This is a genomic window from Rhizobium anhuiense bv. trifolii, from assembly GCF_024346605.1.
Classification (GTDB): Bacteria; Pseudomonadota; Alphaproteobacteria; order Rhizobiales; family Rhizobiaceae; genus Rhizobium; species Rhizobium anhuiense.
This window is the reverse complement of record NZ_CP098803.1, coordinates 376843-391897: the sequence shown is the minus strand read 5'-3', so window position 1 is coordinate 391897 and position 15055 is coordinate 376843. Positions and strand designations below refer to the sequence as shown.

At 60.1% G+C, this 15055-nt stretch carries 15 protein-coding genes; 4 read left to right on the top strand and 11 right to left on the bottom strand.

All coding sequences use genetic code 11. The features are described from left to right. Positions 1 to 53: 53 nt before the first annotated feature. The 3 genes from NE851_RS10460 to NE851_RS10450 all read right to left on the bottom strand — a co-directional run bounded on the left by NE851_RS10460 (position 54) and on the right by NE851_RS10450 (position 2006). Entirely contained in the window at positions 54 to 569 is a 516-nt protein-coding gene (locus tag NE851_RS10460) for an Hsp20/alpha crystallin family protein (RefSeq protein ID WP_047617325.1), read from the bottom strand. A gap of 423 nt (positions 570 to 992) precedes the next feature. Further along, complete coding sequence (locus NE851_RS10455) at positions 993 to 1292, bottom strand: hypothetical protein (protein ID WP_179869530.1); 300 nt, start codon at positions 1290 to 1292, stop codon at positions 993 to 995. A gap of 66 nt (positions 1293 to 1358) precedes the next feature. Further along, entirely contained in the window at positions 1359 to 2006 is a 648-nt protein-coding gene (locus NE851_RS10450) for a BON domain-containing protein (RefSeq protein WP_063473405.1), read from the bottom strand. Between the two features lie 263 nt (positions 2007 to 2269). On the opposite strand from NE851_RS10450, the gene scpC reads away from it, so the two are divergent. Then, the gene (scpC, locus tag NE851_RS10445; protein ID WP_183906381.1) at positions 2270 to 3760 is read left to right on the top strand and encodes a succinyl-CoA:acetate CoA-transferase ScpC; all 1491 of its coding nucleotides are present in this window, start codon (positions 2270 to 2272) and stop codon (positions 3758 to 3760) included. A gap of 101 nt (positions 3761 to 3861) precedes the next feature. Here scpC and NE851_RS10440 read toward each other — a convergent pair whose 3' ends face one another. The 4 genes from NE851_RS10440 to NE851_RS10425 form a co-directional block, all read right to left on the bottom strand. After that, positions 3862 to 4833: an ABC transporter ATP-binding protein gene (locus tag NE851_RS10440; RefSeq protein ID WP_028759092.1), complete on the bottom strand. Its 972-nt coding sequence runs from the start codon at positions 4831 to 4833 to the stop codon at positions 3862 to 3864. Positions 4834 to 4987: 154 nt separating this feature from the next. Then, positions 4988 to 5710: a CBS domain-containing protein gene (locus NE851_RS10435; protein ID WP_028759093.1), complete on the bottom strand. Its 723-nt coding sequence runs from the start codon at positions 5708 to 5710 to the stop codon at positions 4988 to 4990. A gap of 243 nt (positions 5711 to 5953) precedes the next feature. Next, positions 5954 to 7027 (bottom strand): alcohol dehydrogenase AdhP, encoded by a 1074-nt coding sequence (adhP, locus tag NE851_RS10430; protein WP_028757965.1) that lies wholly within the window; start codon positions 7025 to 7027, stop codon positions 5954 to 5956. A 268-nt stretch (positions 7028 to 7295) separates the two neighbouring features. After that, positions 7296 to 8021, bottom strand: coding sequence for a response regulator (locus NE851_RS10425; RefSeq protein WP_028757964.1), 726 nt, complete (start codon positions 8019 to 8021; stop codon positions 7296 to 7298). Between the two features lie 127 nt (positions 8022 to 8148). Between NE851_RS10425 and NE851_RS10420 the strand changes: the two genes are divergently transcribed. Continuing rightward, on the top strand, positions 8149 to 8901 hold the full coding sequence (locus tag NE851_RS10420) for a Crp/Fnr family transcriptional regulator (RefSeq protein ID WP_254960223.1): 753 nt from the start codon (positions 8149 to 8151) through the stop codon (positions 8899 to 8901). Positions 8902 to 8962: 61 nt separating this feature from the next. Here the strand turns inward: NE851_RS10420 and NE851_RS10415 are convergent, their stop codons facing one another. Further along, on the bottom strand, positions 8963 to 9364 hold the full coding sequence (locus NE851_RS10415) for a hypothetical protein (protein ID WP_254960221.1): 402 nt from the start codon (positions 9362 to 9364) through the stop codon (positions 8963 to 8965). Between the two features lie 289 nt (positions 9365 to 9653). On the opposite strand from NE851_RS10415, the gene hemN reads away from it, so the two are divergent. Next, positions 9654 to 11006 (top strand): oxygen-independent coproporphyrinogen III oxidase, encoded by a 1353-nt coding sequence (gene hemN / locus NE851_RS10410; protein WP_183844867.1) that lies wholly within the window; start codon positions 9654 to 9656, stop codon positions 11004 to 11006. A 67-nt stretch (positions 11007 to 11073) separates the two neighbouring features. Beyond that, a complete protein-coding gene (locus tag NE851_RS10405; RefSeq protein ID WP_063473411.1) occupies positions 11074 to 11565 on the top strand; it encodes a hypothetical protein in 492 nt (163 codons plus the stop codon). 109 nt (positions 11566 to 11674) lie between these two features. Here the strand turns inward: NE851_RS10405 and NE851_RS10400 are convergent, their stop codons facing one another. The 3 genes from NE851_RS10400 to NE851_RS10390 form a co-directional block, all read right to left on the bottom strand. Further along, entirely contained in the window at positions 11675 to 12133 is a 459-nt protein-coding gene (locus tag NE851_RS10400; RefSeq protein ID WP_063473412.1) for a pseudoazurin, read from the bottom strand. A 158-nt stretch (positions 12134 to 12291) separates the two neighbouring features. Then, positions 12292 to 14217 (bottom strand): PAS domain S-box protein, encoded by a 1926-nt coding sequence (locus NE851_RS10395; RefSeq protein ID WP_063473413.1) that lies wholly within the window; start codon positions 14215 to 14217, stop codon positions 12292 to 12294. Between the two features lie 27 nt (positions 14218 to 14244). Continuing rightward, positions 14245 to 14976 carry a Crp/Fnr family transcriptional regulator gene (locus NE851_RS10390; protein ID WP_254960220.1) on the bottom strand — a complete coding sequence of 244 codons (732 nt, stop codon included), beginning with the start codon at positions 14974 to 14976 and terminating at the stop codon, positions 14245 to 14247. Positions 14977 to 15055 lie beyond the last annotated feature (79 nt).

The following is a 15055-nucleotide window of genomic DNA, read 5'->3' as shown; positions in this document are numbered from 1 at the left end:
GGAACTCGTCCCAAGAGAGGGCGCGCCGTTACGGCGCGCCCTCATCGGAAGAGTCAGCCCGCCTTGATCGGGATCTTGCGTTCGCTCTTCAGGGCGTCGTTGCTTTTCGGCAGCTTTACCGTCAGCACACCGTTGGCAAAAGACGCATCGATCTTGGCGCTGTCGACGCTCGGCGGAAGCTGGAATGCGCGGTGGAAGGCGCCGTAACGGCGTTCGGAAAGATGATACTCCTTGTCCTTCTCCTCTTTGGTCTCCTGCTTTTCGGCCGTGATGGCGAGAATGCCGTTTGTGACTTTCACGTCGACATTGCTGGCGTCGATACCCGGCAGTTCAGCCGTGATTTCATAACCATTGTCTCTCTCGACGAGATCGACGGCCGGAGAGACGATCGTCGAGAGCGCCTTGTCGAAGGACAGTCTCGAAAAGGGGCGATGCCAGAAGCTCGGCGTGAAATCGTCGAAGAGCCGATCGATCTCCGAGCGCAGGCTCTCGAAGGTGGAAAGGCCCCTCTGCGGGGTCTTGTTCTTCTCATCGGTCTTGATCGGCAGTTTGGTGGCTGTGTTGGCCATGTTCTTGCTCCTCTGTCGTAACGTGTGGGACCGTTTCGCGGCGGGGTCGGCAGACGATCGCCGCAATAACCGAACTTCGCGTTCGGCAACGGACCGATCAAAGCCGATAACGGGCAACGCGGCATTGATCGCCGTCAATGTGTGTTTCGCCGCGATGCCCGGGCAATCTCCGTGAGACGGCAGAGCAAAATCGCCCATGCATAGGTGCAACACGAGGCTTTGAGGCAGGTGGATCGGGACGAGCCGACATCGCACGGCGGCCAGTGCGGAGGACGGTGCCTCTGGGCAAGGAAGTTTGCGAAAACGCTCTCTCGCGAGCAAGTGTTGAGAACCTTCGCGGGCGCCGGTTTCGGCTTTGCCGTCAGCGGTTCAGACGACAGCGACAGCTTTTCTTCCGCATCAGACAGTGATCTTCTTCATTGATCAGTACAGATCTTTGCCGCTTCGCCCAACGAACTCCGTTCGAAGGCCCTGATCGTGCGCTTGCTTGAGAAAACGATCGGCGCTCAGCATGTCGAGGGCGATGCTGTCACCAAGACATTGGCATAGCGGACCACAGAACTGTTCGTGGACCCACGCTCGGGCGCGGGCCGACAGAATGACGATTCGCCATTCATCATCCGTGCTTCGCTCAAGCCGGAAATCACAGTCGGAATGATAGGGCGGAGGGCTGCCCGCCGCCGCAAGCAGTGCTTCTCCCGTCCGGGTGGGTATCGTGTCCATGACAAATATAACCTGTTTCAGCGCTCCGACGGCGGCCAGGGGGCCGCCATCGATGTCAGACGTCGATCAACCGACCGAGAGCTGATCATCGAGTGTGGTGATCCCGGGCGCCGACCAAGCGGCTCGCTCGGCAGCGCGTCGTTCTGCCCAGGTCCTGACCTTGCCTTTCAGCGTCACTTTGCCGCCGGAAACATCGACTCGGATTGCCTCGGCCTGCAACTCCGCATCGCGCTCGAAAGCATCCTCGATGCGTTTCCTGACGTTGGCCGCGCTGGCCTTGGGTCTAACCTCGACCAGATTCGAGAGGCCGACAATGCCGGCCAGGTCTTTGACGGCATCTGACGCAGCGTCCTTCTGATATTGCCACTCGACCGCGCCGGTTAAGGTTACCCAACCCTTGAGGACCCGCACCTGCACCGCTTCTTTCGGGATGCAGACATTCCAGTCGATCATCTTTACCGCCCGCTGCGCGATATCGTCGTCGTCGGTGATGCGAGCGCCAAAGATACGAACCTCGATTTCCTGGGCGATGCCGCGAACCCCCTTCACGCGTTTGACCACGTGCTCGACCGCCTCCTTCTCCGAATACGTGCGGACATGTCCGGTGAGGGAAACGATGCCATTATCAACGGCCACGCCAATATTGGCCGCATCGACACTTGGCTCGAATTCGAGTTCGTCCAGAATGGCCTGTCTCAACGCAATGTTGTTCATAGCCTTCTCTCCACTTGGTTTCATCGACATGAACAGCGATAGGCCGCAATAGCCGGGACGTCGTTGATCCGGGTCAATAAAGCGAATTCCAAGAGTTTTGTGACGCCGGCGAAGGTATCGCCATGTCCCACGCACGATCCCCGTCAGGTTTTTGAGCCGTGTCAATGTGCAAGGCCGCTACGCCGCCAGAATGACATGACGGCCGAGACGCCGTCAGGGACATCAACCTCCCCGTTCCAATGTCGCATTGAGGATCGCTCGCTATGTTCAGAAACCGTCTCCGCAGCGCGAAGCTCTGGGATCGTATTGTCGGCGCCGAGGAAGCGGCGCTCCTGATTACCAATGGGATGACCGTCGGCATGAGCGGCTTTACGCAGGCCGGCGAGGCCAAGGCCGTGCCGCTGGCGCTGGCGGAAAGGGCAAGGCGCGATCCGCTGAGGATTACGCTGATGACTGGCGCCTCGCTTGGCCACAATCTCGATCGAACCCTCGTCGAGGCGCATGCCGTCGCGCGGCGCCTGCCTTTCCAATCGGACCCAGTCATGCGCGAGGCGATCAATGCCGGCGAGGTGATGTTCATCGACCAGCATCTTTCCGAGACCGTCGAGTCCCTGCGCAGCGGACAAGTCCCGCCAGTCGACGTCGCCGTCGTCGAAGCAACCGCGATTACAGAAGATGGCGGCATCGTGCCGACCACCTCCGTCGGAAATTCGGCGAGTTTCGCGATTCTCGCCCCGAAAGTGATCGTCGAGATCAACCTCTCTCAGCCGGAAGCTCTCGAGGGACTCCACGACGTCTACATTCCGACCAAGCGGCCGAGCCGCGAGGCAATCCCGATCGTGGCGCCCGACTGCCGCATCGGCGTACCGTTCATTCCTATCCCTGCGGAAAAAATTGCGGCAATCGTCGTCACGCAAAGCAGCGACAGTGCCTCTACGGTGGCGCCGCCGGATGCGCAGACCAACGCGATCGCTGGCCATCTGACAGAATTCCTGTCGCACGAGGTGCGGCGTGGCCGGTTGACGGAAAGGCTGCAGCCGCTGCAGGCAGGCATCGGAACGATCGCCAATGCGGTGCTTTATGGCTTCACCGCGACGCCCTTCCACGATCTCACCCTCTATTCCGAGGTGCTGCAGGATTCGACCTTCGATCTGATCGATGCCGGCAAGCTCGCCTTTGCTTCCGGATCTTCCATGACGCTCTCGGCGCAAAGGCATCGCAGCGTGCTTTCCGAGATCGGGCATTACAAGCAGCGGCTGGTGCTGCGGCCGCAGGAGATCAGCAACCATCCCGAAGTCATCCGCCGGCTCGGTATCATCGCGATCAACACGGCATTGGAATTGGACATCTACGGCAACGTCAACTCGACCCATATCGGCGGCACACACATGATGAACGGTATAGGCGGCTCCGGCGATTTCGCCCGTAACGCCTATATGTCGATCTTCGTGACAAAATCGCTTGCCAAGGACGGGGCGATCTCACGCGTCGTGCCGATGGTCAGCCATGTCGATCATACCGAGCATGATGTCGACATCCTCGTTACCGAAATCGGTCTTGCCGATCTTCGCGGACTGGCGCCGCGGGAACGCGCCAAAGTCATTATTGCCAATTGTGTGCACCCAAGCTACCGCGAGCTACTCGCGGATTATCATCGGCGGGCGCTGCTGCGCGGCGGGCACACGCCGCATCTGATCGAAGAAGCCTTGGGATGGCACGATAAGCTGCGCCGAACGGGACGGATGTTGTCGTAGGTGGCCGTAAGGCATCCTCAGAAATTCCGTGACACTCGTAGAAACGAGATCGGGAAGGCGGCGGACACCCGAACAGGCAACCTTGTCCGCGATTCAAGCCTTTAGCGCGTCAGCGCCGGCACTTCGTCCCTGGAAACGCCTTCGCCCCGCAAAGTGGTGGCGGCATCGCTCGCATCGCGGATCAGGGCGTATTTGACCTGAGTGACTTTGAGATCGCGATACCAGTCAACCAGTTCTCCCCAGGGATCAGTGATCTTGGCCAGACCGGAGATGAACGCGACGACGGTTCCTATCTCGGTCTTGCCGGTGACGACATAATAGCCGCCGAGTGCGAAGATGCCGACATAGCCGACCTGCGTCATCAGATTCATCAGAAAATTCATGGTGAACTTGATCCGGTAGATGCTCATATTGGTCGAGAAGAGCCGCTGCACCCGGCCGCTCTGGGCATCGAGAGCATCGCTGGTGACGACGTGCCGAACCATGCCCTCGCTGACGTGTCGCATCACCGTGATCTTGGTCTCGACCCGGCGGTTGATCGCCATTTGCATCAGCGGCACGAAGCCGATCTGCGGCAAGAAGACGACGGCGACGGCAAGCGCCATCAGCGGCTGCAGGTAGATCATGTAACCGCCAACCGCAATCAGGATGCCGGCCTGCAGTAGGGGCTCCGAAACGCTGGTGCCGACGAAGCCGCCGACGGGTTCCGCCTCGGCCAGGACGATTGAAAGCTGGACACCTTCGGCGAGCGCATCGACGGGAGATTCGCGAGAGCACTCGGATGCAGCGAGCACGCCCATGCGAAGCCAGCGGATCGCGACCTCGCCGATCCATCCGCGATAGAGGTTCAGCGCCAGCTTTGTCAGACCTTCCAGCAGGGCGAGGCCGAGGTAAGCGAAAACAAGAATCAGGATGGCCTGGTAGGAAGCGCCCCCAGTGGCCGCGTTGATGATGCGCCTTTGCACCTCAAGCGGCGCCGTACCGGCGAGGAAGAGGAGGATCGAAAGGGCGGCGATCGCGATCTGATGATGGCGACCCATGAGGAGCACGAAACCGAACAGGTTTTTCGGCATTTGACGTCCTGACCCCTCACCCTTCCGTTGAGACGACGAGTTTTTCCATGTCGGGAACGAGTACGAACGGTGCCGACGTTGCGAGCATCGAGGTGGCCAGCAGTTGGGCCATGCGAACGTTGGGAGCCGGGTGTTCCATGATCTTCCCTCGAATTCAGGCCTGTCTGGCCTCGCTCTCCGGCGGCGGGATTGCGACGCCGTAATAGGGATCGACCCAGACGAGCTGGTCCTTGATCGACGTCACGCCCGGGACATTCTCGACCGCGACTTTCGCGGCGAGACGTTCGCGTTCGTCGAAGATGGTGCCGTTCAGTTCGGCAACGCCGTTCGTGACCCGGCAATGGATGAAGCCGTTACGGCTCCAGCTCTGCCGGGCAAGCTCGGCGTCGATCGCCGCCTGGATCTGCGCATCGTTTGCGGAAACGGCGGCGGCCGGCAGGGCTTGCGAGAGTGCGCGCAGCAGGTCGGAGCGGGCAACGATGCCGACGAGCCTGCCATTGGCGACGACAGGCAGGCGCTTGATATCCTGACGCTCCATCAGCCTGACGGCGTCGGAGATCGAGGCGGTTGGCGCGATCGCGGAGACCGGGGCGGTCATCACTTCCTCGACCCGTCGCCCGTGCGCGCGGACATATTCGTCGGCGATCTTGCCCGGGCTGGTCAGCCATTCGAGCAGCCAGGAACGCTTGCGTTCCGTGTTCAGTTCACTGCGGCGCAGGAAATCGCCTTCGCTGACGATGCCGACGAGCGCTCCGTTCGCATCAACGACCGGCAGGCCGCTGATCCTGTTGTCGAGCATTAACTTCGCGGCGTCGGCAACGGAACAGGATGCCGTTACGGTGATCGGCGGTGAGGTCATGATGGCTTGAACGAGCATTTTCAACTCCTGACAAAGACAGGTTTGGGATCATGCTGGTGGCGCTCTGAAGCTTTCGAACGCGTCGGCATTTGCCGACGAAACCAGTGGAACGAAGGTAACTGCGATGAAAGCGAAATGCTTTGATCAGCGTCAAAATCAAAAAGGCAAGGAAAACGGCGCGGGCAGATGAACAGGGTATTGGGCGACGCGCCGCCTGTGTCCCCGCCGCTTCGGCCGGCGGGAACGCTGCGCAGCGGCCGGCTATGCCGCGGACTGCCCCGGAGTTGCGACTGCGCTCGCCTGTCCGGCGATGTCGAGCACTATGCGCCCCTCGATCGTTCCCGCCTTCAGCCCGTCAAAGATGTCGTTGATGTCATCGAGCGGCGCGGTGGCGATCTCGGCTCGGACGCGACCTTCTGCGGCGAAGGCGAGCGCTTCATCGAGGTCGCGGCGTGTCCCGACGATCGAACCACGCACGGTGATGCGCTTCAGCACCACGTCGAAGATCGGTGTCGGGAAATTGCCCGGCGGCAGGCCGACAAGACTAATGGTGCCTTTGCGGCGTACCATACTGAGGGCCTGCGAGAAGGCGGGCGGCGAGACGGCGGTGACAAGCACGCCATGCGCTCCGCCGCTCGTCACCTTCAGCACTTTCTCGATCGTGTCTTCGGAAAGCGCATTGAGTGCGAGATCGGCGCCTACCTGGCGGGCAAGGTCGAGCTTGGCGGCGGCGACGTCGAGCGCGACCACCTTGAGGCCCATCGCCTTGGCATATTGGATCGCGACGTGGCCCAGCCCGCCGATCCCCGATATCGCCACCCACTCACCTGGGCGCGCCTCGGTTTCCTTCAAGCCCTTATACGTCGTGACGCCGGCGCAGAGGATCGGCGCAATCTCGGCGAAGTCGACATTTTTGGGAAGGCGGGCGGCGAAAGCGGCGGAGGCGATGACATATTCGGCAAAGCCGCCGTTGCAGCTGTAGCCGGTATTGTGTTGGTGTTCGCAGAGCGTTTCCCAGCCGGTTTCGCAATATTCGCAGCGAAGGCAGGCATCGTGCAACCAGGCGACGCCGACCGCATCGCCTTCCTTGAAATCAGTGACACCGGGACCGAGGGCGGTCACGATGCCCGCTGCCTCATGGCCTGGAACGAAGGGCGGCGTCGGCTTGACAGGCCAGTCACCTTCGGCTGCGTGCAGATCGGTATGGCAGACGCCGCATGCGACGACCTTCACCAGAATTTCGCCCGGCCCGGGCACAGGCACCGGCACGCATTCGATTGCGAGCGGTTTGCCGAATTCGCGCACCACTGCGGCCTTCATCAGTTTGTTCATCATGATCTCATCCCTTCGCGATGTTTGTTCGGCGGGGATGATGAAGGCGGCGCCCGGCGGCGCATTGATTCATCGCAAAGCGGTTCTTGACGACGTTCATGGCACATTACGCACGCCGGCCTGATCTCGTCTCTTGCGATATGTCGAGGAGTGCGGGCCGGAGTCATCCTATCCCGTGCGCAAAAACATCTGACGATGCAACTGCTTCACGAAACCATCGGCGGACGACGACGGAAGTGGCCGCCGCAAGCGTCACCATGTCCTGAACTCGTCAATCCAGCCTGGCAGTAAAGACGTAACCGACGCCGCGTACGGCCTTGATGAATTGCGGTCTCTTCGGATCTGTTTCGATCTTGCGGCGCAGCCGGACGATCTGGGCATCGATCGTCCGGTCGAAGGCTTCGAGGTTTCGGCCCCGGGTCAGATCCATCAGCACGTCACGGGTTAGCACCCGGCCGGCATGCCGCACGAAGGTTGCCAGCATGTCGAATTCGCCGGTCGTCAACTCGATCTCCGCGCCGTCGGGATCGAGAAGCTGCCGGCGGCTGAGATTGAGCTTCCAATCCTCGAAACCGATGATCTCCTCGCTGACCGGCTCGGCATTGCGTGCCGAAGATTGCCGGCGGCGCAGGATCGACTTCAACCGTGCGTGGACTTCTCTGAGATGGAAGGGTTTGGCGATGTAATCGTCGGCGCCGACTTCCAGACCGACGATCCGGTCGACGACGTCGTCGCGGCCCGTCAGCATCATGATCGGAACATCGGATTGGGCGCGAATTTCGCGGGCAAGATCAAGCCCGTCCGTGCCGCCGGGAAGGACAAGGTCAAGCAGGATGGCATCGAAACTCTGCTGACGCAGGCGTACCCGCATCTCGATGCCGTCAGAAGCGGAAGAGACGGTGTAACCCTCGCCCTCGAAATAGCGCGTCAGCATCTGACGAATGCGCGGATCGTCGTCAACGACGAGAAGATGCGCGTCATGCTGAAGTGTTGCCATCGCCCATCCGTCAAGCCGCTGCTTGTTACAGACTGTTACCCAATGGCACCGTCTTTAACACGCGTGGCATCAGCGTGTCACCAGCGTCGGGTTAGTTGTCCTCATCGACAGCACAGAGGGAACGGTCATGCTGCAGACAACCAATTTTCATCACGCGCTGGAAATCGCCAATGCGGTGCTTCTCGGCTCCGAACAGAGCTGCCTGCAGGCGCTTTTCAACAAGCAGCCGGTCGAACGTCTGGCAGCCGGGGAATCGCTGTTCTTCGAGGGCGACGCCGCCAAACACCTCTTCGAAGTGGTGGAAGGAAACCTGCGCATCTTCAGGATCATCTCCGATGGCCGCCGGGTCATCACCGGCTTTCTGCAAGCTGGCGACATCGTCGGCGTGTCTTTGAAGAACCACTATCTCTACAGCGCCGAAGCCATCACCGACACCAGGGTCCGCCGCCTCTCGCGCAAGGCTTTCGAGGCCGAAGTCGGCAACTCGCCGGCGCTGCGGCCAGAGGTCTTTGCCCGCCTTCGCGACGAGATGGCCGCCGCCCAGAACCAGATGGTGCTGCTGTCCTGCAAGAACGCCGAGGAGCGGGTCTGCAGCTTCCTGCTGAAGCAGCTTCATCGTGACCCGGGCCATGGCCGGTCCAATGCCATTGTCGAGCTGCCGATGACCCGGCTCGACATTGCCGACTATCTCGGCCTGACGATCGAAACCGTATCGCGAATGATGACGAAGCTGGCGAACAAGGGGATCCTGGTATCGGCCGGCCGTCATTGCGTTCGCATCGTGAAATATGGAATGCTGGTGCAACTCTCCGGCGACGATGACGAATATGATGGCGACGAACGCGGCTTGCTCGCTTACGCTGGAAGGCAACGCCAATGATCCTGAAATGACGAAAGCGCCGGAATGAAACTTCCGGAATGCCGAGCGGCGCGGCGCAAATTTATGCGACGCGCTTTGACGACGCTGCGTCCGGCGGCATCGAGCGATGTGCGGTTCGTATCCCCGCCATTTCGGACGATTGCCACGCGCGACGCCATCTGCGGACATCATTTGCAGTGATCATGACCACGTCACCGCCGGCCTCCTTTGAACCGAGGCGGTTCGCCGCGATTTCGCAGAACGCGTCGACATATTGAAGGAAACGGACTTCGGTTGCGCGAGGTGGCGAGGCTACGGAGAGCAGCGCGCGCCTGGAAACAATGACGGTTTTCATGTCTGCGCCGAAACGCACATCGATGCGCCCAGACTTATCTCGCGCATTCAGGCTTGCTGTGACGACATCGTGCGGCACTTTCATCTCCTTTGAGCCGGCATCTCCGTTGAGCAGGAGCCTGCGTTGCATGAACTGCTGCCGGCCAGTGCTGCTCCCTCTCAAGGTACGAGATCAGCACAAAGACACTTTGACCTCGGTCAACTCCACATCATTTGCCGTGCGGCAACTCATGGAACTTGGGGGCATGACGGCGTGTGTCGGAACGCGTTGCCCGCGAGCGGATGGATCAGCGGGCCGACTTTGACGCCGAGCTGAGATGGACGACGATTTCCCCGGTGGACGCCAACATTGACCTAGAACAAGGAAGATCGCGCGCTTCGACGTCATAAACCATTCTGTTTTGTCAAAGGATGCGACAATGTCCGACTGTCTGGTCGCCAAGTATGGCGACGCGCGGTTCCCGCGCTACACGAGCTATCCAACGGCGCCAGCCTTTTCAGCCACGGTGGGGCCGGATGAATATGCGAGGGGACTCGCCAACATCGCAAAAGCCGGACCCGTCTCCGTCTATCTCCACGTCCCGTTCTGCCGCTCGATGTGCTGGTACTGCGGTTGTCACACGAGCATCACCCGGCAGGATGGTCCGGTTCGCGAATACCTGGATGTCATGAGCCAGGAGATCGAGCTTGTATCCTTCGCGGCCGGAAACGACGTCCCCGTTAAGAACGTTCATTTCGGTGGCGGCACCCCCACGATCATGAAGCCGCAGGAGTTTGCCGCAATCATGGCCAAGCTGCGGAGCGCCTTCCGGTTTGAGGCAGATACGAGCATCGCGGTAGAAATCGATCCACGCACATTGGCTGCTCCAATGATCGAGGCGCTCGGTGAAAGCGATGTCGATCGCGCAAGCCTCGGCGTTCAGAGCTTCGACCCGATCGTGCAAGCCGCGATCAACCGAACACAATCCTTCGAACAGACGGAGATTGCGGTCAGCGGGCTACGCTCCGTGGGCATCTCCAGTATCAACTTCGATTTGATCTACGGCCTTCCGAAACAGACCGTGCAATCCTGCATCGACACCGTCAGACTGGCCGCGCAGCTGCGTCCGGAGCGTTTCGCCGTTTTCGGTTATGCGCACATACCGACCTTCAAGAAGCACCAGCGCCTCATAGATGAAGCGTCGCTTCCGGATGCAAAACAGCGAAACGAGCAGGCCGAAGCCATCGCGGAAGAGCTTGCGAAGGCCGGATATGCGCGCATCGGGCTCGATCATTTTGCGCTGCCGGACGATCAACTCGCGATCGCTGCGCGCAACGGCACGATGAGAAGGAATTTCCAAGGTTACACGACGGATGACTGCGATACGCTGATCGGCCTCGGTGCTTCGGCGATCGGGCGGCTGCCGATCGGCTATGTCCAGAACCATGTGCCATTGGGGCTATATCAGGAGCGGGTTGCTTCCGGCATCCTGCCGACAGCCAAGGGATATCTTCTCACCGAGGAGGATAAGCTCCGGGCCAAAATAATCGAACGGCTTATGTGTGATTTCGAAGTCGATCTCGCAGGATTGAGCAAAGAGTCGGGTTTTGACATCGAATTCCTCATCGACCGAAACGATCGGCTCAGTGAGCTTGTCGCCGATGGCGTCGCGGCGATTTGCGGAGATCGGATTGTCGTGTCTCAAGACGCACGGTTCATGGTCCGCGCCGTTGCCGCGGCATTCGACGCCTATTTCGGTTCGCACGGACGCACGCACAGCAAGGCCGCTTGAGCGAGAAACCAGCCCTTGCTCGGCGCGCTGCCATGGCCCGCCAGCTTGTTGCTGCAGAGGTAATAGGATGAAGAACCCAATCCCGGACAGTTTCGGAGAACTCGAGAGCTGCTATGAGCAGCTTATGTCGTGGTGCGACGTGCTGCAGGCAATTGCCGACTTTCTGCCTTGCCATATCGATGAAGGCCTCTGCCGCCGTCTTTCACGCGGTCTGATCCCGCTATTGCTGACGACTCACCAGCTCGAAGAGCACTTGGTCTCGTCTGCGCTCGGACTGATCATGGAGGTCGAGGAGCTGTCCGATGCGAGGGAACACCGGCAAGCCGGTCGCCTATTCGATCATGATGCGGCTCAACACCTCGTCTTCACGCTGGAAACCCTGAGCGAGGGGCGCTGCCGGCTCTCCTGGGAAGCCGTAGGATATCAGCTGCGTTCGTTCTGCTGTTCGATGCGCCGGCATATCAAGTCGGAGCGGGAGATCATCAGGTTGCTTCAACGGGCAATGAAGGACGAACCGCCGTCGCGTCCCGATGCAGCTGCGCAAACGGAGGCGGCCTGAGCAATGCGACGCTGCCGCGAGCTGCCGTGCCGATAATCGCGAAGCAGCACGCGCTGAACGCGACGGTGCGGGACGGCGCGCAAGCGTGCCGTCCGCACCTGTCGGTCAATCACTGGGTGATCTGAGCCGGGGTGATCTGCGCGAGGTCGGCATCCAGCCTCTTGCGCGCCATGTTCGGCACCTTGGCGATCTTGATCGCGTCAAGGTTGGCCGGGTTGTCGCCGACCTGGATCAATGCAACCATGCCCATGCCCACATGCGGCGTGCACTTCAGGACATATGCGCCCGGAATATCGAACTTCGCCTGATATTGCTCGCTCGGCCTGGATTTGAACTCGGGAACGCCATCGGGAATGAGACCCTTGAACGTCTCGACGTTGTGGCTCTTGTCCGTGGGAATGAACGTGACAGTATCGCCCGGAGCGATCTTCAGGAAGCCGGGCTCAAACACCATCGCGCCGTCCGCGCCCTTGTTCAGCATCTGAACCTGGTGGTCAGCAGCCATCAACGGTGCAGCCGAAGCGATCAAGGCTGCCGTTGCAGCGATCAGACCGAATTTCAAACGCATTTGCATATCTCCTGTTCTCCGAGTCCGGTTCGGCCTCGCGGACGTTTTTTAAGACATGCAGGACGCAGGTTCTTTGATGCGGGTCAAACGCGGGAGAAACCACACGCACCGCGCGGGCGAAGGCGCAAGAGCGGGTGAGCTTGCACCGCCGACAGATGTCACCTTGCGTCGAGAAGTTCGCGGATCCTCAACGCCAGCTCCTTGGCGGTATAGGGTTTGCGCAGCCACCGGGCGCCCGGAACCGTATCATTGCCCGCGAGACCCGGTTCGGAATATCCCGACGTGAAGAGCACGGCAATGTCCGGCCGTAAAATACGCACCTCTCTTGCGAGCTCGTCACCCGTCATCCCGCCCGGCATCACGATGTCGGTAAAAAGCAGCGCGACGTCAGTGTTTTCCTTGAGGAGATCGAGCGCGCGGTGACCGTTTTCGGCTTCGCGCACCGTATAGCCCATCGAGGCGAGCCTGGCGACGGCTACGCGGCGAACACGGGCGTCATCTTCGACGACGAGCACGACTTCGTCCCCTTGCGGCAGTTGGCTCTCACCCGCGCCATGGTCCGGTGCCGCCTCTTGAGGCTTCCCGCCATTGGTTGCGGGGAGATATATCCGGACTGTCGTGCCGCGCCCCACCTCACTGTAAATCTGCAGATGCCCACCCGATTGCTTGACGAAGCCGTAGACCATGCTCAGTCCGAGACCTGTGCCCGAGCCGACTTCCTTTGTCGTGAAAAATGGCTCAATCGCATGCTTCCTGACCTCCTCCGTCATGCCGGAACCGGTATCCGTCATCGTGACCAGCACGAAATTGCCGCTGCGTAGCTCCGGATACATTTTCGCATAGTCGGCATCGAGATAGACGCGCGAGATCGTCGTCGTCAGACTGCCGCCCCTGGGCATGGCGTCCCTTGCGTTCAAAGCGATGTTCAGAATGGCATTCTGGAGCTGCGAGCTGTCCACAAGGACGTTCAGGCCAGATCCATCGATGACGGTCGACAACCTGATATTTTCGCCGAGCGTTCGACGGAGCAGATCCGAGAAGCCGCTCACAACTTGACCAAGATCGGCGTGCTTCGGATTCAACGGCTGTCGGCGACCGAAAGCGAGCAGTTGAGCCGTGAGAACAGCTCCGTCCTCCGCCGCGGCCTGAGCCTCTCCCAGGATTTCACGAAGGTTGCCGGGCGGCAGTTTGTCCTCGATCATTTCGAGATTGCCGCTGATGACGGTGAGGAGGTTGTTGAAGTCGTGCGCGATGCCTCCGGTCAACTGCCCGACAGCTTCCATCTTCTGTGACTGGCGAAGATCTTCCTCGATTTTGTAACGGCTGGTGAGATCGCGGATAAAACCGGTGAATATCCGCTCTCCGTTTGCCGTCGCTTCGCCGACGTGGAGTTCCATCGGAAATTGCGAACCGTCGGCCCGCTGACCGGTGACGACACGGCCGTAGCCGATGATACGTTTCTCGCCCGTATCGATATAGTGGTCGATGTAGCCGTCGTGGGCATCGCGATAGGGGTTCGGCATCAGGTTGCTCACGTTGCGGCCGCAAATTTGATCGGAAGACATTCCAAACAGCTTCTCGGCAGCCTTGCTGAACGAAAGCACCATTCCCTTGTCATCGATCACCACCATGGCATCCGGCACGGTGTCCAGGATCGAGCTCAGATGCGCTTCGCGGGATTTGACTACCTCTTGCGCTCGCTTCAACGCGCTGACGTCGCTGTTTGTCTGGATGACGGCAAGATCGCCATCCGGCAAATTGACCAGCACGCAACGGGAGGCAACATGAATCTCGTGCCCGCTCTTGTGACGATGAATGATTTCACCCTGCCAGAAGCCGCGCGACTTCAGTTGGTTGCGGATGTTTTCCACCGGTTCGGGGAACTGCGTCGCCAGCAATTCGTGCACCTCCTCCCCGACCGCTTCCTCTCTTGCCCAGCCATACATGTTCTCGCAGCCAATGGACCAATGCGTGACAGTTCCCTCAAAACGATGGATCAGGATGTCGGCTCCGTCCAGCACGTGCACCATGGCATCCAGTTCCTGGGACGATACGGTTCGCGGTGATATGAGGCGGTGAGGCATGAACGTCGATCCTGCGGCTTCGTTACGTCAGTGCAAGCTGACCCTATGACAGGATTTCTCCGAAAAATCATCAGCGTCGCCGGACAACTGCTTAAGAAGGGCGCGATTGACGATTCGCAAGTCATGCCTGCCCTCTGGAACGACGACGTTTCGCGATGCAAGTTTGGTGAGGGTGCGAGACACGGTTTCAATGGTCAAACCGAGATGGTCTGCAATGTCCTGCCGGTTCATGGGGACGCGCAGCAGGCTCTGCCGCTCCTGGGGATTGCGGCGGGATACAAGCTTCGCGATGAAACTGCACAGGCGCTCTTCCGCATTCTTCTTCGAGAGCAGTACCATCTGTTCGTGTGCGGCAGCCGTCTCCTGGCAGAGCAGGGAAATGTATGCGGTGTGAAGAGCATCCGACCGGGCGACTTCGTCGTGGAAGCTTTTCCGGGATACGCGGCGAATCCGGCATTCGGTCACGGCTTCCGCGGTGAAGAGGAAATCGCGTTGCAGCGATGCACCGATCAGGTCGCCGGCGAAGCAAAACGCGGTTATCACACGGCGGCCCTCCCCGACGATGCGATAGAGACGAACAACCCCCTCCACGACCTGGAAGAGATGTTTCGCCTCGTCGCCCTCCCAGCAGATGGCTCTCCCGGCGGAGATGGACTCCATTGCGGAGGAGAGGAAGAGCGCGGACAAAGATCGACCGGCATAGATCGTTTCGTTCGTCATTTCGGCATGTTCGAACGCTTGGTTTTTCTGCATCAGCATCGTCGTGTCCCCCATTGTCAGGACATGTACTAGAACCCCCTGCGTCACACCGGAATGAGCGGACGGTGCCAACGGGTGA